14 protein-coding genes are annotated in these 15,092 nt (G+C 58.5%); all 14 read right to left on the reverse strand.

The window, feature by feature from the left end; genetic code table 11:
• Positions 1–14: 14 nt before the first annotated feature.
• The 14 genes from miaB to HMPREF9623_RS01765 all read right to left on the reverse strand — a co-directional run bounded on the left by miaB (position 15) and on the right by HMPREF9623_RS01765 (position 15,080).
• Positions 15–1,412 carry a tRNA (N6-isopentenyl adenosine(37)-C2)-methylthiotransferase MiaB gene (gene miaB / locus HMPREF9623_RS01700; protein ID WP_009532161.1) on the reverse strand — a complete coding sequence of 466 codons (1,398 nt, stop codon included), beginning with the start codon at positions 1,410–1,412 and terminating at the stop codon, positions 15–17.
• A gap of 72 nt (positions 1,413–1,484) precedes the next feature.
• Positions 1,485–3,089 carry an NAD(P)/FAD-dependent oxidoreductase gene (locus HMPREF9623_RS01705; protein ID WP_009532162.1) on the reverse strand — a complete coding sequence of 535 codons (1,605 nt, stop codon included), beginning with the start codon at positions 3,087–3,089 and terminating at the stop codon, positions 1,485–1,487.
• Positions 3,089–3,514: a DUF3783 domain-containing protein gene (locus HMPREF9623_RS01710; protein WP_009532163.1), complete on the reverse strand. Its 426-nt coding sequence runs from the start codon at positions 3,512–3,514 to the stop codon at positions 3,089–3,091. Before HMPREF9623_RS01710 ends, HMPREF9623_RS01705 begins: the two co-directional genes overlap by 1 nt.
• On the reverse strand, positions 3,511–4,749 hold the full coding sequence (locus tag HMPREF9623_RS01715; protein WP_009532164.1) for a BaiN/RdsA family NAD(P)/FAD-dependent oxidoreductase: 1,239 nt from the start codon (positions 4,747–4,749) through the stop codon (positions 3,511–3,513). The genes HMPREF9623_RS01710 and HMPREF9623_RS01715 overlap by 4 nt, the downstream gene beginning before the upstream one ends.
• An 18-nt stretch (positions 4,750–4,767) precedes the next feature.
• Positions 4,768–6,432 carry a putative polysaccharide biosynthesis protein gene (locus HMPREF9623_RS01720; protein WP_009532165.1) on the reverse strand — a complete coding sequence of 555 codons (1,665 nt, stop codon included), beginning with the start codon at positions 6,430–6,432 and terminating at the stop codon, positions 4,768–4,770.
• A gap of 8 nt (positions 6,433–6,440) precedes the next feature.
• A complete protein-coding gene (ybeY, locus tag HMPREF9623_RS01725; RefSeq protein WP_009532166.1) occupies positions 6,441–6,929 on the reverse strand; it encodes an rRNA maturation RNase YbeY in 489 nt (162 codons plus the stop codon).
• The gene (locus HMPREF9623_RS01730; RefSeq protein WP_009532167.1) at positions 6,926–7,957 is read right to left on the reverse strand and encodes a PhoH family protein; all 1,032 of its coding nucleotides are present in this window, start codon (positions 7,955–7,957) and stop codon (positions 6,926–6,928) included. The genes ybeY and HMPREF9623_RS01730 overlap by 4 nt, the downstream gene beginning before the upstream one ends.
• Positions 7,958–8,017: 60 nt before the next feature.
• Positions 8,018–8,194 (reverse strand): 30S ribosomal protein S21, encoded by a 177-nt coding sequence (gene rpsU, locus HMPREF9623_RS01735; protein ID WP_005539624.1) that lies wholly within the window; start codon positions 8,192–8,194, stop codon positions 8,018–8,020.
• A gap of 194 nt (positions 8,195–8,388) precedes the next feature.
• Positions 8,389–9,393: a protein kinase family protein gene (locus HMPREF9623_RS01740; protein ID WP_009532168.1), complete on the reverse strand. Its 1,005-nt coding sequence runs from the start codon at positions 9,391–9,393 to the stop codon at positions 8,389–8,391.
• Positions 9,394–9,525: 132 nt separating this feature from the next.
• Positions 9,526–10,626, reverse strand: coding sequence for a DUF5305 family protein (locus tag HMPREF9623_RS01745; protein ID WP_009532169.1), 1,101 nt, complete (start codon positions 10,624–10,626; stop codon positions 9,526–9,528).
• Positions 10,589–11,848 (reverse strand): signal peptidase I, encoded by a 1,260-nt coding sequence (locus HMPREF9623_RS01750; RefSeq protein ID WP_009532170.1) that lies wholly within the window; start codon positions 11,846–11,848, stop codon positions 10,589–10,591. The genes HMPREF9623_RS01745 and HMPREF9623_RS01750 overlap by 38 nt, the downstream gene beginning before the upstream one ends.
• Positions 11,845–12,762, reverse strand: coding sequence for a hypothetical protein (locus tag HMPREF9623_RS01755; protein ID WP_009532171.1), 918 nt, complete (start codon positions 12,760–12,762; stop codon positions 11,845–11,847). The genes HMPREF9623_RS01750 and HMPREF9623_RS01755 overlap by 4 nt, the downstream gene beginning before the upstream one ends.
• Positions 12,763–12,787: 25 nt before the next feature.
• Entirely contained in the window at positions 12,788–13,417 is a 630-nt protein-coding gene (locus HMPREF9623_RS01760) for a LuxR C-terminal-related transcriptional regulator (RefSeq protein WP_009532172.1), read from the reverse strand.
• A complete protein-coding gene (locus HMPREF9623_RS01765; protein ID WP_195891202.1) occupies positions 13,398–15,080 on the reverse strand; it encodes a sensor histidine kinase in 1,683 nt (560 codons plus the stop codon). Before HMPREF9623_RS01765 ends, HMPREF9623_RS01760 begins: the two co-directional genes overlap by 20 nt.
• Positions 15,081–15,092 lie beyond the last annotated feature (12 nt).

The following is a 15,092-nucleotide window of genomic DNA, read 5'->3' on the forward strand; positions in this document are numbered from 1 at the left end:
GCGAAAGCGCCACTTTAGTCTCTCCTCTCTCCCATGTAGTAAAAACCCTTGGACTCCTTAAGCAGAACCAGGACCATCTGCCCGATTAAGCTCTCATCGCCCGGAAAATGAACCATCAGGTTATTTGAGAGCCGCCCGGTCACATAGCCCGCGCGCTGCGGATTCACTTCTTCGACCAGAACCGGTTCCACCTTGCCCTCGTCACGGTCGGCCGCCTTCGAGGCGAACTGCTGCACCAGCGCAATGAGCCGCTGCATGCGGTCCGCGACAACATCTTCCGGCACCTGATCTTCAAACTCTGCGGCCGGTGTTCCGCTCCGCTTGGAATAGATGAAGGTGAACGCCGCCTGGTACCCCGCGCGGGACACGACTTCGAGCGTATCCTGAAAATCTTCCTCGGTCTCGCCGGGAAAGCCGACAATGATGTCCGTCGTGAGGCCGACCTCCGGTAGTTCCCGGTGAATTTTATCGACCAGGGAGAGATAGGACTCCTTGGTATACCGGCGGTTCATGCGCTGCAAAATCTTGCTGCTGCCCGACTGGAGCGGCAGGTGAATGTGACGGCAGATTTTCGGATTTCGCTTGATGACCTGAATCAGCTCATCCGACAAATCCTTCGGGTGCGGCGTCATAAAGCGGACGCGCTCCAGGCCCTCGACCGCGCAGACCCGCTCGAGGAGAGAGGCAAAGGTCTCGCCGTTTGAAAGACCCTTTCCGTAGGAATTGACATTCTGGCCGAGCAGCATCACCTCTTTGACGCCGTCCTCGACGAGTGCCTTCACCTCGCGCACAATGTCCTCTGCCGCGCGGGACTGCTCTCTGCCGCGCACATAGGGGACAATGCAGTAGGTGCAGAAGTTATTGCAGCCGTACATGATGTTTACGCCGGACTTAAACCAGATTTTGCGGCGCGCCGGCATGTGATCCCGGAATCCGTTCCGCTCCTCCGCCGTGTCAATGACACGCTGATTTTCGGCCTCGACCGCGTAGAGCAGCTCCGGAAACTTCCAGATGTTATGCGTGCCGAAGACAAGATCCACAAAGCGATATTTCTTCTGAATCCGGAGCACCTCGTCCTTTTCCTGCATCATGCAGCCGCAAATCCCGATCAGCATATCCGGATTCAGTTTTTTGAAATGCTTCACGATACCGAGATGCCCGTAGAGCTTCTCGTTGGCATTTTCCCGCACCGTGCAGGTATTAAAGAGGAGAATGTCGGCGTCTTCGGTCGGAATCTCCTCACAGCCGATTTCCGCGAGAATGCCGGAGAGCTTCTCCGAGTCGCGCGCATTCATCTGGCACCCCATCGTCGTGATGTGGTAGCGCACGGGACGGCCGATCCGCTTCTTCTTTTCTTCTATCGTATCCTTTAACTGCGCCACAAAGAGCGACTGCTTTTTGCTTTCCTCCATAGACCTGAGACCTTTCTACCACAATCGAAACATAAAATAATTATGTAAACTTATTTGCGCAAACCCGGTATTTTACCACGCCGGGCAGTACTGCGCGATCACCGCTTCGGCGACTTTGAGCCCGTCCATTGCCGCGCTCGTAATGCCGCCGGCATACCCCGCACCCTCGCCGCAGGGATAAAAACCGCGCACATTCGCCTGAAACGCCGCATCCCGGAAAATCCGAACCGGCGAGGAGGTGCGGCTCTCGACACCGGCGAGTATCACATCCGGCGCATCAAACCCTTTGATTTGCCGCCCGAAGCGCGTCATTCCCTCGACAAAGGCCGTCTCGAGCGGCGCATCGAGAATGCCGTTTAAGCGCGAAAACCGGTACTGCCCCGCTAAACAGGGCTGAATACCGCCAAAGCTCTGACTCTCTCTCCCGGAGAGAAAATCGCCGTAGAGCTGCACCGGAATTTTTCCCTGCCCTGCGAGAAACGCGCGTTTTTCCAGTTCTTCCTGGAAGGCAAGGCCTGCTAGCGCGCCCGTGCCGTAGCGCCGAAAGTCCTCGGGCGTGACCGAGACTATGATGGCGGCATTGGCATTCTCCGACCCGCGGTCGGCATAGCTCATGCCGTTTACGACCGTGCCGCCTACTTCGCTCGAGGCATTGACCACATAGCCGCCCGGGCACATGCAAAAGCTGTAGACGCCGCGCCCGACGGAAGTTTTCGCCGCGAGTTTATACGGTGCCGGCGGCAAAAAGTCCGCCTCGCGTTCTCCGTACTGCGAGAGCGAGATATCTCTTTGGCGGTGTTGTACGCGAAAGCCGACCGCAAAAGCCTTGGCTTCCATCGAAAATCCGCGCGACGCGAGCACGCGAAAGGTATCCCGCGCCGAGTGGCCGGTCGCGGCAATCAGCACCTCCGTTTTGAGTTCGTAGCGCGTGCCGTCCGCCGTTTCAACCAGCACTGCCTTGAGCTTGTCCGCTTCGACACAAAAATCCGCGGCGCGCGAAGAAAAGCGGACCTCGCCGCCGAGGCGCAGAATCTCCTCCCGCATCGCTGTCACAATCGAAATCAGGCGGTCGGTGCCGACATGCGGCTTCTGCTCATAGAGAATCGAGCTGTCCGCGCCAAAGCGGCAAAAGAGCTCCAGCACTTTCCGGTTCCGCCCGGCATTGTCCTTGACGAGCGTATTCAATTTTCCGTCGGAAAAGGTGCCGGCCCCGCCCTCGCCGAAGGAGACATTGCAGTCCGGATTTAACGGTGCGCCCGCCCAGAACGCATCGACTGCCTCCTTTCGCGCGGCGGCGGGCAGACCGCGCTCCAGGAGGATGGGCTGATACCCCGCCTCGGCGAGCATGAGTCCCGCAAAGAGGCCGGCCGGTCCCGTGCCGATGATCACAGGGCGCGACATAAGACGGGCCTCGCCCTGCGGCGGCAGCACATAGGGCTGCCGCGTGTCGAGCGTGACATTCGGAAACTTCCGGAAACGCTCCTCTTTCGGGAGGCAAAGCCGCAGCAAATAGACATAATAGAGCTCCGGCTTTTTTCGCGCATCTATGGAGCGCCGCACAATTTCAATCTCGCCGAGCTCCCGCAAAGAAAGGTGTAAGAGTTTCGCGACCTTTTTCCGGAGCATTTCCTCCGTATGCCGCACCGGGAGCGTCACATTGTTGAGCAGAACGGCCATCAGAGCACTTCCCCCGTCATGGTCTCATGTTCGGCGCGGATTGCGTCGTAAAGCTCGCGGAGTGTCCAGCCTGCATTGGTCTCGGTGAGCGCTGCCTTTAGCGGCAGGCGAAGTTTCTGCTTTCTGGTCTGTGCGAGAAAAGCGTCGAGCGTTGCACCGCTGAACCCGCAAAAGAGCACAAAGGGCTCGGCGTGCTCTCTCGAGCGCACTTCGTCGGGGACCGCCTCCGCCGCGCGGTGTGCTTCGGCACTCTGCGGCTTTCCGCTCACCAGCGCGCCGATTCGCTCATCCAGCACCTCGCTCCCGACCTCCCGGTATTTAATCTTTAAAAGCGCACAAATGGCACCGATACCCGGTGCCGCTTTGTCATCCGGGACATAGCAGAGCAGCGTCCCGCCTTTTTGGTTTGAAAAAATGCGATTCATATCCTTACCTCGTCACTGGCGGCGCTCTGCCCGGCCGAGAGGCCGCTCGCAAAGCACCAATGGAGATTATAGCCGCCGCAGGGGCCGGTCACATTCAGAATTTCGCCCGCCGCATACAGTCCCGGAACACGCCGGAACGAGAGGCTCTGCCCCGAAAGTTCCGAGAGGGCAATGCCCCCGGCCGAAACCTGGGCTTTCTCAAGCGAACCGAGCCCCTGCAGCGTAAAGCGGGAAGCCGTGAGCGCTTCAGAGAGTTTTTTTGCGAGCTCCCAATCTCCCCGCTTCACCGCCTGCTGCGGCGTGAGTGCTGCGCGCCGCAGCAATGCACCCCACAAATTTTTCGGCACCAAACCGTTGCCGACCGCCTCTAAATCGGTCGCAAACGGCATCGAAAGCCGTCTTGCAAAGAAGTCTGTATCTGCCGTAAAGTCCGCTAGAAAGTTAATGCAGAGCTCTGTCTTTCTCTTTTCCGCGAGCGCGCGCCCCGCTACCAGAGAGAGCTGAAATACAGCGATGCCCGAGAACCCTTCTTTGGTGAGCTGCAATTCGCCGCTTTCTTTCCCCCGCACGGCATTGTCGACCAGAAGGGTCAGTTCCGCCGGTACCCGCACGCCTTGCGCCGTGCGGAAAAAGGGGTTTTCGCGCTCGGTAGAGCGGAGCGGGCAGAGAGCCGGCCGGGGAGCCTCGAGTTTAAGCCCGAGTTCTTCGGCATAACGGAAGCCGCTCCCGTCGGATCCCGTCTTTGCGAGCGCACTGCCGCCGAGCGCCAGCATCACGCGGTCTGCATACAGCGGCTTTTCTTCCGTCCGAATTCGAAACCCGCCCTTCTTTTCGCGCTGTATGCCGAGAATGCGGATGCCGGTCCGCACTGCCACCTTCTCCCGTTCGAGCGCTGCGCGAAGTGCGTTCAACACGGCCGCCGCCTGCTCGGCGTGCGGATAAATCCAGCCGCCGTGCCGCGAGAGAGGCGGAACACCGAGTTCTTCGAGAAAGCGGATGATGGTCTTTGGCGGATAGCGTTTGATTAGCTCCCGCACAAAGTCGGGACTATCGGTGTCGTAGCGCGCGACATCGAGTTCCAGATTCGTATAATTGCATTTGCCGTTGCCGGTCAGCAATAACTTTTTTCCGATGCGCTCGTTTTGCTCGAGCAACAAAACCTCAGCGCCCGCTCTCGCCGCAGCGAGGGCGGCAGTCATTCCCGCGGGGCCGCCGCCGAGTACCAGAACCTTCATGGCTTTCTCCTATCCGAGTCAGATGAGATGCAGCTTACGCGCGAGGCGGCAGAGGCTCTCGCCTTTCGGGAAGCGCAGCAGTTCTTTCTCACGGATTGCACCTGTCAGTAACAGCAGCGCGCCGTAGACCGCGACCGCGAGAAAAATCGGCACCAGGGTGTAGAGCACGACGCGCCCCGTAAAGCGCTTTAAGAATATCTTGGCGCCGGCCGTCACGAGGCCCATCAGCGCCGCGCAGAATGCGGGCAGGAAGAAACTTCTGCGGATTTCCTGCCGGTAGTGAAGGAGCGAGTGAAGGCTCGCTGCATTCAGAATGCACATGCTGAGCGCAAAGACCATGTCCGCAATCACGACGCCGACGATGCCGAGCTCAAAGATGCGAAGCAGCACCTCAAGGGTCAGCACATGAATCCCGAGCGACAGGGCCGCGTGCATGACAGGCACCTGCATGTGATTGGTGCCCTGCAAAATGGCGTTGCTGACGGTCGAGAGCGAATAGAGCACCACACTCAGACAGCCGAGCTGCATGATGTGCACGGCGAGCTCACTCTTTCCGAAGAGCAGCGGAATCAGCGGATCTGCCATCACGCCGAGGCCGACCGCCGCCGGAATCGCAACCACCATCGAAAAACGAATCGCAAGTGTAATGTTCCGCTTGACTTCTTCTCCCCGCCTTGCGCCGACCGCGCGACTTAAAGCCGGCACGAGCGCCGAACCTAAGGAATTGGCAATCATAATCGGGACATTGAGTAAGAGCTTATATTTGCCGGTATAGACACCGTACTGCTTCGCAATCTCGCTCTGCCGCCCGAGATCGTACATGGCCTGTCCGAAGAGCGCATTGTCAAGGATGCCGCTCACATTGTAAATGGCGGTCGAGAGGATCACCGGAATGACCGTGAGTACGAGAAGGCGTGTGATCTCCTCGTAGCTCTCCTCCCGGTGCTGCACGTCGAGACGCACCCGTCGCGCTCTGTGTCTGCCACTAAGCAGGAACAAAACGACAAAGAGTAACAGCGCGGAGGCCGCGCCGACACCGGTGCCGATGGTGCCGCCGGTCGCGCCGAACGCGCGCGCCATTGACTCCTCATTGCCTTTCGCCACCACCCACTTCATCAAAAGGTAGGCTGCGCCGACACTGAACACGGCATTCAGAATCTGCTCGATAATCTGGGAGAGTGCGGTCGGCACCATGGTCGACTGTCCCTGCCAGTACCCGCGGCACACGCCGAGATAGGACACAATCCAGACGGTCGGTGCGAGCGCGCGGAGCGGGTAGGCCGCCTCCGGAATCCGGAGAAGCGAACCTGCCAGCCAGTCCGCGCCGAAGAAAATCGCCGCACAGCCTATGCCGCCGACCACCGTCGCATAGAGCAGAGAGGCGCGCAGGATGCGCTCGGCGTTCCGGTAGTTTTTTGCGCCGACCCGCGCGGAAATCAGTTTGGAGACCGCGAGCGGCAGGCTGTAGGACGAGAGCAGCAGAATAATCGCATAGATATTAAACGCCGCCGCGTAGTAGCCGTTGCCCTCGTCGCCGATGATTCTGGTCAGCGGCATGCGGTACACGAGCCCGATCAAACTCGAAATCACACCCGAGGCCGCGTAGATGGACCCCTGTGCCAGAAATCCGCCGGATTTTTTCGGTTTTCCCGCTGCCGCGCTGCCCGTTCTTCTCTCTTCCATACTGTCCCTCAGCGCCGGTAGCCGAGTCCGTCGAGAATGTCTCTCTGTCTGGACTCCATGCAAAGGCGCTCCGCTTCCTCCATATGATCGTAACCCATCAGGTGCAACATGCTGTGCGCCAGTAAAAAGGCGAGTTCCCGCGTCTCACTGTGGCCGTACTCCGCCGCCTGCGACTTCACGCGCCCCACATTGATCACAATATCGCCGAGCGGCACTTCGCCGGTGTCCGGATTTTTGTCCTCTTCGCCGATCTCCGGAAACACGCCGGGTGCTTCGAATTCGAGCATCGGGAACGAGAGTACATCGGTCTCGCGGTCAATGTTCCGAAACTCCCGATTCAAGCTGCGGATGGCTGCATCGTCCACAAAACTGAGCGATACCTCCGCCGCAAACGGGCAGTGCTCGGCCGCGAGGCAAGCGGCAATCACCTTCTCCGCAATCTCTTCGTAGGGAAGATCTAAGGTCTCTTCCGTCTCATAGCAAAGCTCGAGGCTCATCTCTTTTCCCTCCGCGCGCGGACATCCCGCTTTTCTCTCTGATAGACCGCGCGGCGTTTCTTTTCGGCGCTCTCCTTTTCCTCGTACTTCTCATAGGCATCGACAATCTGCTGTACGAGCGGATGCCGCACGACATCGCGGCTTGTGAGGCGGCAAAAGCCGATGTCCTCGATGTTCGAGAGCACACGGGACGCCGTGTCGAGACCCGAGACGGCATCCGCCGGCAGATCCTTCTGGGTGAGGTCACCCGTGATAATCGCCTTCGAGCCGAAGCCGATGCGGGTCAGAAACATCTTCATCTGCGCGGGCGTCGTATTTTGCGCCTCATCGAGGATGATGTAGGCGTTATCGAGCGTGCGGCCGCGCATATAGGCGAGCGGCGCGACCTCGATCAGTCCCTTTTCCGCGTTGTGGAGGTAACTCTCGGCGCCCATAATCTGGTAGAGCGCATCGTAGAGCGGCCGGAGATAGGGATCAATCTTACTCTGTAAGTCGCCCGGGAGGAAACCGAGCTTCTCGCCCGCCTCCATCGCGGGACGCGTTAAAATAATGCGCTCGCAGTCGCCGTCGCGGAACGCGCGGATGGCCATGGCCATAGCGAGATAGGTCTTGCCGGTACCCGCAGGACCTATGCCGAAGGTAATCATGCGCCGCGCGATGCTGTCCACATACGCCTTCTGTCCGAGTGTCTTCGGTTTGACTGGGCGCCCGGAAGCGGTGCGGCATATCATCTCGCGGTCAATCTCGAGTATCTTCTCCTCGCCTTCGGCAAAGGACAGGGAGAGCGCATAGTTCACCGTCTGCTCCGAAATGGTCTCACCGCGCCGCGCGAGCGCGACCAGGTTCGTAAACACGGAGATGGCTTTCTGAACCTTGCTCTCTTCGCCCATCACCTTGACGCTGCCGTCGCGCTCAATCATCGTGACCTGCAAGGTGCGCTCAATTTTATGGAGGTTCACATCCATGTGCCCGCAGACATTCTTCTCAAGCTCTGCGGGAATATCAATCGTCTGCTCTGTGCTTCCCATCTTCTCTCCCTCATAAGTGCAAGACGCCCGGTCTCGTTGAGACCGGGCGTCAAATATGCATTAGTTGAATTTACGCTTTCTTGCAGCCTCGGACTTCTTCTTGCGTCTGACGCTGGGCTTCTCGTAATGCTCTCTCTTGCGAATTTCCTGCTGAATGCCTGCCTTCGCACAGTTTCTCTTGAAACGTCTCAGTGCGCTGTCCAGACTTTCATTTTCTTTCACAATCACGTTTGACATGAAACGGCCTAACCTCCCTCCCGGTTGTGAAATTGAAATCCTGTTTAGTATAGCACAATTCCGGAAAGCGTCAAGGGGTATTTCAGGCTTCTCGCCTGCCCTCTTCGCTGCCCGCAACAAAGCCCCGGTTTTGCCGGATAAAACCGGAAAAACCGGGGCTCTTATCATCAAGTCACTGTCAGACCGATCGGAACTTATCTCTTCTCGGACTTGTTCTGCTTCACAAGGTAGTTCGGGTTGCCTGCATCCTTGCCGACATTGAACTGATCCCAGAGGAAGTCGATGCTGACTTCAACAGCCTTCTTCTGGCTTGCTTTGTCGTCGTTCTTCGCGAGAACCGTCGTGGAACCAGTCGTGTAGACACCCTCGGCGTCCGGATCCATTGCGACCGCGAGGAACAGATCCATTCTGTTGTCCGTTGCCGGGCTGCAGAGAATCGTCGCATTCGTGATGACCTTGCGAATCTCTTCATCGGAGAGCTTCTTCAGTGCGGACAGTCTGATGAAGTCCACGCCGCCGACCGTGAAGTAGTCGCCCTCTCCTGCGAGCGAGTTCACGAGCTTGAAGACCGGCTTGCCCTCGTCAATCGTCGGATGATACTGCTCGCCGTCCATGTAGAGCGCGATGCCGAGCATATCCGCTGCCTTGCCGCTGTCCTCGAGACCCTTCACGTTGAACTTCAGGCTGCTGAGCTTCGTCGCGATGCTACCGACATTCAGGACATCCGTGCGGAATGCCTGTGCGTAGCCCGGATACATCTGGTTGATCGTGATGTTGATCTGGTGGCTACCCTTCGTGTTGATCGTGTTGTACGGTCCGACATTCTTTGCGATTGCTTCCGGCTTCTCAAACTCTGCGCTGAACTCGACGCTGTTGTAGCCCTTCTGGCGCTCCTTGTATGCGTCAATGCTGTAGTCGCGTGCAATCTTGTTGTAGTCCGCGGTCGCTCTCGTGAAGAATGTGTCATTGACATAGGCCTTATCGCCGATGCCGTCGACAATGCTCCAGCCGTTCGGCGTCATCTCGTTGCCGTACTGTGCATAGAGGCCGAGGTCTGCGAATGTCATGCCAAAGTCGCCCGTCGTCGCCTTGGTGGTGACATTCAGCGTATCCGTCCAATACGCATAGCCGGTTCCCGCGAGAACCATGGACAATGCAAGGAGACCGCCGATGATCGATTTCTTACCTGCTCTTCTCATACCCACTACCATCCTTTCTTTCCGTTGCCTGTAGTTCTTCCGGCTTCCGATTACAAGCTTAGTTTAGCGGAAAGCGGCTGTCCGGGCATCCGGCGAAGGTTCCGCCTTTTAGGAACTTTGGTGGGGCTTTTTCTACGCCGAAAGTGGTATGGATGCGTCTGTCCGTGCCTCTGTCCGATAGAAGAAGCACTGACTTCCGTCCTGTACCGTGAAGAGGCCGTCCGCCGGAAGTCCCGCTTTGTCCGAGCGACACATGACGGGCTGCCGCCTCTCTTCCCCGAGTAACAGAAGACTCTCGAGACTCGTCACGGAGACCGCGTCGTCCGGCAGCGGAAGCGCCGCTTCCGTAAAGACCAGACGGCTCCCGTACTTCCGAAGGAGGCGACGCAGGAAGAGCGCCTGTACCTCCTCCGCCGTCGGCTTTCTCGCAATCAAAAAGGCTGTGAGCAGAAGAACGAGACCGGACAGCGCAAATATCAGGCCGACAAGCAGACGGAAGAACGGCAGCGCCGCTGTCTTCCGCTCTTTGGTCGTGATACTGCCCTGTTCGGAACAATCCGCATCCGGATTCAGCTGATAAAACGTGTTCTTGCTGTCGACCGGAAGCGAAAACGCGAGTGAAAACGGCTGCTCCGCTGTCTTATCCGCGCACTGCAGCGAAAAGGTCCCCGAAAAGACCAGTTTACAGCTTCGCTCAAAGCTACCGCCGAGCTCTTTTTCGATTTCCGTGAGATTCTCGCTGTAGTCCGCCGGACGGACCTGCACAGTCTTTTGAATCTCCGCTACGCCGTCCTCTCCCGCCGGGATTTCGCCCTCTTCGAGCGGAAACTGCCGAGTAAAGATTGTCTTTTTCCCGCCCTCGGTGCTGTAATAGCCGGACAGCTCCACGCCGATTGTATAGGTTCCGCTGCTCACCGCGCGTGTATCACCGCTTCCCGCGAGCTTTGCGCTCAGCTGAAACTCGATATAGTCGGTGAGGCTCGCCGGATAGACCTCGCTGTTTTCAAGCCACTCTCCCGGATACACCGAATTTTCGAGGAGATGCACTCTCGGTGTTCCGGTCGCGCCGACCGTATAGTTATAGAGTGTTTTTTCTTCCAGGCTGCTCTGACGCCGCAGCGCGTTTAAAAAGAGCAGCACGCCCGCCATCAAAAGTAGCACGCCGAGCAGCGCTGCCGTGCATTTTCGCCGCCCGTCAAATACAGGTCTCTGCCATCCCGCTTTTCTCTCCATGTAGTCCCCCACGATTCCTGCTTCCTGTCTCAAGTTCCTGTCTTTTCTCCCGCAGTCCTCTCTGAATCTCCTCCGGCACTTCCCGGCTGCTGTTTAAGAGCAGCACCGGTATGCCGATCCGCGGCACCACACGAATCACTCTTCCTGCAATCTGATTCGGCGAGACGGGTGCCGCATCGGCCGAGGCATTGTTGTCGCCCTTGGTGATGAACTGCCGGTTTCCGGCCTCATCCTCCCGGATTTCCTGAATCCGGTGGGTGATGCTGATCCGGTCCCGGTGATAGCTGATCACAGTGCCCGCCGAGAGCGTATCCAGCTCTTCCTCCGAGCTTAACTTCCGCACCAGAATCACATCACCCGGATGAATGCCTGGCTCCATACTCCCTGTCAGGATGACGGTCGGATAGACCGGAAACACGCCGATGCAAAACCAGTAAAAGGCGACCGCGCATAAAAGTTCTGCATACCAGCCAAACGATACGCCATGCCGCTCCGTCCGCGCGCCGTATTCCTCCCCGCGGTACTGTTCCCGCAGATAGAGAAGGAAAAAAATCGGAAAGCAAAGGCCGATCGCACTGCTCGCGAGCCAGGGCAAATCCGGCAAAAACGGAAAGACATGCTGAAACACACCGATGGCACCCGCATATAACACCGAAGCGCCCATGCCGCCAAAGAGCACAAGGGCACTGCGAACCGCGCTGTCCGCCAGTGTCGGCAGCACGGTACTCGCCACAAAAATAAAGCGGTCCTCCGCACTCCCGAGACGAAACATCCTTGAATAATTCAGCTCCGTCAGCGCCAAAAAGAGGCTCAGCAGTACCGCTGCCAAAGCGCGGCCGCGGATATGCCGCCTGCTGAGCCCGAGTCCGTAGCTCCGCACCCACTCCTTTGCGAGGAGCGGCGCAAAGAGCCACAGCATATTTTTACCGATACCCGGCAACGAAGTGTCATACGGCGTCGCAGACAGACACTTCAGACAGACCCCTGTCAGAAAGCGAAGTGCCAGAAACACAGCCGCGCCGGACAGCGCATAGAGCCGCATACTCCGCCTAAGCGTTTCGCGCCTCTGTACCGAAACCCGCGGTACACTCGCATACAGCACGCCCCCCGACACGCCGTAATACAAGAGACAGGCAGCTGCGCTGCTCTCCGTCAAGATCCTGACTGCCGGGATCAGGCTCCCCGCGAGCATTGCGAGGAGCAAGAGAAAGGCGGCATTCATGGCGCGCCTTCCGCCGTGCCCTGTGACTTCCGGGCATTTGCCGCGGTCGCGCGATCATCGAACAGCGCGCCGTCCGGTATCACCTCGCCCGCCGCATCATAGAGCAGCAGATTCACCGGAAAATGTACAGCTGCCTTGCCCGTGAGTTTCAGTCTGTCCGTCCAGTACGCGTAGACCGTGAGCGCGCCGAAGCCTATCGTTTCCGCTGACCGACCGCCCTGCGCCTGCTCGAGCATTAGATCGGTCTCAAAGGCATAGGACACCCAGATGCCGTTCTCCGGAAAATCGCAGTCCGCAAGCGGCAGAGCCGTGAGCTGTTCCTCTGTCACGGCGAGCTGCTCCGGCAGCTCAATCGGCTCAACCTCTTTTGCCGCGCGGAGATACAGGCAGGCATAGAGCGTACCGTCTGTCTCTTCCGCACTCTGATAGATTTCCGCCGTCCGCGCCGTCATAAAGCGGGCATCCGGCATATCAAGCGTGTATATGCCCTCCGGCAACGCAAGATAGACGGCCTCCGGCGTCAGCGTGACTTTCTCGCCTTCCTTCGTAAAATCCGGCTCCCCGGTCTTAACCTTCACGCCTTTTTCCGCAATCGGGCAGCGAATGCAGAGCTCTTTCTCGCCGTTTAAAAAACTCTCCGGCACGCCCTCCGGAAACGTGAGCGCCGTGCTCTTGCCGTCGACATCCACGCTCACCTGTACCGGCACTTCCTCTGTCTCTGTCCCGTCCGCCGTGCGGATTTCCGCCGTGACACTTCCGGTCTCCGAAAACGTGCAGTCAAACTCGCCGGTCGAGAGCTTCTCTTCGACCCGCAGATTGCCGTTCCAATAGGCATAGCCTGTCCCGACAACCGCAAGGCAAAGCGTGAGCACTGCGCCGGGCAGCAGTTTTTCCGGTCCTCCCCGTCTTCTCATCTCTCCGGTCCTCCTCTCTCAGGCCTCAGTCCTGCAGGGCGAGCAGGCCGCCACATTTTCCGGCGAAGACCGCCGCTTCGACCCGGCTCTTTAAGTCGAGCTTTCCAAGTATGCTGCTCACATGCTTTTTGACGGTGCCGAGTGTGATGAAGAGCCGCTTTCCGATCTCCGCATTGGAGCAACCCTGGCTCATTAAGCAGAGCACCTCGACTTCGCGCTCGGTCAGACTCTCGAGCTTTTTCTCCTCTTCGGCCGCCAGATTCAGCTTCTCCATCAGCGCGCTCGAATAGAACTTACTGCCGCGCTGCACGGCGCGGAGGCCGAACATAATCTCTTCGATGAACGCATCCTTCAAGATATAGGCGTCCACGCCCATCTCCCGCGCGCGGAAAAAGTCACTCTCCCGGGACGAGGACGTGATACAAATGGTTCTCACCTCGCGGCGGCTCTCCTTGAGCCACTTCAACAAATCAAACCCGCTCTCTTCGCCGAGGCGGAGATCGACAAAAGCGATGCTCACCGCGGATTTGTCAAGACAGGACATGGCCTCGTGCACCGTGCCTGCCTCCAGAATCTCCTCCTCCGGATAATACATGTGTATAATTTGCTCCAACCCCTTGCGCGAAACCGGATGGTCATCCACGACCAGATACATATGCTCTCCCCCTTTTTCCCATGCTCACCGGCAAGGTGAGCCTGATTTCCGTCCCCTCGCCCGGCGCGCTCTTCAGCGCGATCATACCACCTAGCAGTGCCGCAACCTTCTTCATACTCCGGATGCCCTTGCCCCCCGTTCTTGCCGGGCGACCTTCCCGAAAACCACTGCCGTTATCCCGAACCGTCAGCACATAGCCGTCATCTTCGGCGTGTACCTCGACCGAAATTTCCGTCGCGCCGCCGTGGCGCGCCGCATTGTTGACCGCCTCGCAGGCCACGCGGTACAGAACCGTCTTCTGGGCTGCCGAGAGAGTCTCCGCACCGGCATCTACCTCAATCGGAATTTCGACCTCGTACTGCCGCTCTGCCTCCGCCATGTAGCTGTTCAGGCGTCCGGTAAAACTCTGTTCGCCGCTCTCGGCAAAGTTCCGCCCATAGACCGTCTCCCGCAGTTCCCGCATCGTGAGCGCCGCCGTTGTTTCGAGCGTCAGGATACGCGCCAAGGCGTCCTGCCTCTTTGCCTCGTCGCCCTTCACAAAGAGCTCCAACTCCTTCAGGCCGCAATTTAAGCCGAACAGCTTCTGAATGACCGTGTCATGGATTTCGTCGGCAATCCGGTTCTTCTCCTCCGCCGAGATATAGGCCTCCATCTGGCTCTGCATGTCAAGTCCGCGGAAAATGATGCCGCAGAGCCGCACATAAAATTCTCGCTCCCGGCGCGTCAGCTCGGCCATGATCGGCCCTTCCGCCTCGAGATCGTCGGGATTTGCGACTTCCATCATCAGAATGCCGCCGCCCCCGCTGCTCTCAAGCGAAAACACCTCATAGGTCTGTCCGCTGACCCTAAGCGTCGCCGGACAGACTTCCTGCGAGACAACGCGCGACACCAGCTCTTCCCCCTGCTTTTGCGGCATGCCGCGGATGATGACTTCCTGTATGGTCTGTTCCTCGCTCCAGCGGAGCAGCACGGCGCCGTGCGGCGAGACACTCCCCGCGACCAGAGTCGCAAGCTCGCTGAGCACCCGCTCGGCATCGTTCATCGCCATAAGGGAAAACCCCTCGTACATGTCGGCGACGCGCGCCAGTGCGCGCTCGGTGCGCCGGTTTTCCTCGACCAGGCAGAGATTTAACGCCTTCAGCTCTTCGCGCCGCGCGCGGACGGAATTTTCGGAGCTTCGCAGCACATAGAAAGCGCCGAACATGACGAGCACACCGACCAGAATATTGCTCTCAAGACGCACCGGATTGCCGTCGCTCTTGCCCGCGAGTGCGCAGCCGAAACACCAGAGCACGGCGACGAGGGAAATGCGGCTGCCCAGATTGCCGCTCAGACTGATCAGAATGCAGCAAAAACCGTACCAGAGATAAGAGCTCGAGAGACCGCCGCTCATATAAATAAAGATGCCGTAGGCTGCGAGTTCAAGTCCCAGAATCGCGCCGATTGCGCGGCGGCTACGCTCTTCTTTTAAAGTCTCCGCCCGCAGATAGAGCGCATTTCCCATGAGACAGGACAACAACATTCCTATGACGATACCCCAGGCGGACGGGTTGTTAATGCCGCGCGTCTGCATACCGCGGAGGTAAACCGCCGTCGAGAGTAAGAGCGAGGCCAGTCGAAGGCGTATACAGAGCTCCAGATATTCATCCCGTTTTTCTGTCATATCCCCATACAA

This window comes from Stomatobaculum longum (genome assembly GCA_000242235.1).
Taxonomy (GTDB): domain Bacteria; phylum Bacillota; class Clostridia; order Lachnospirales; family Lachnospiraceae; genus Moryella; species Moryella longum.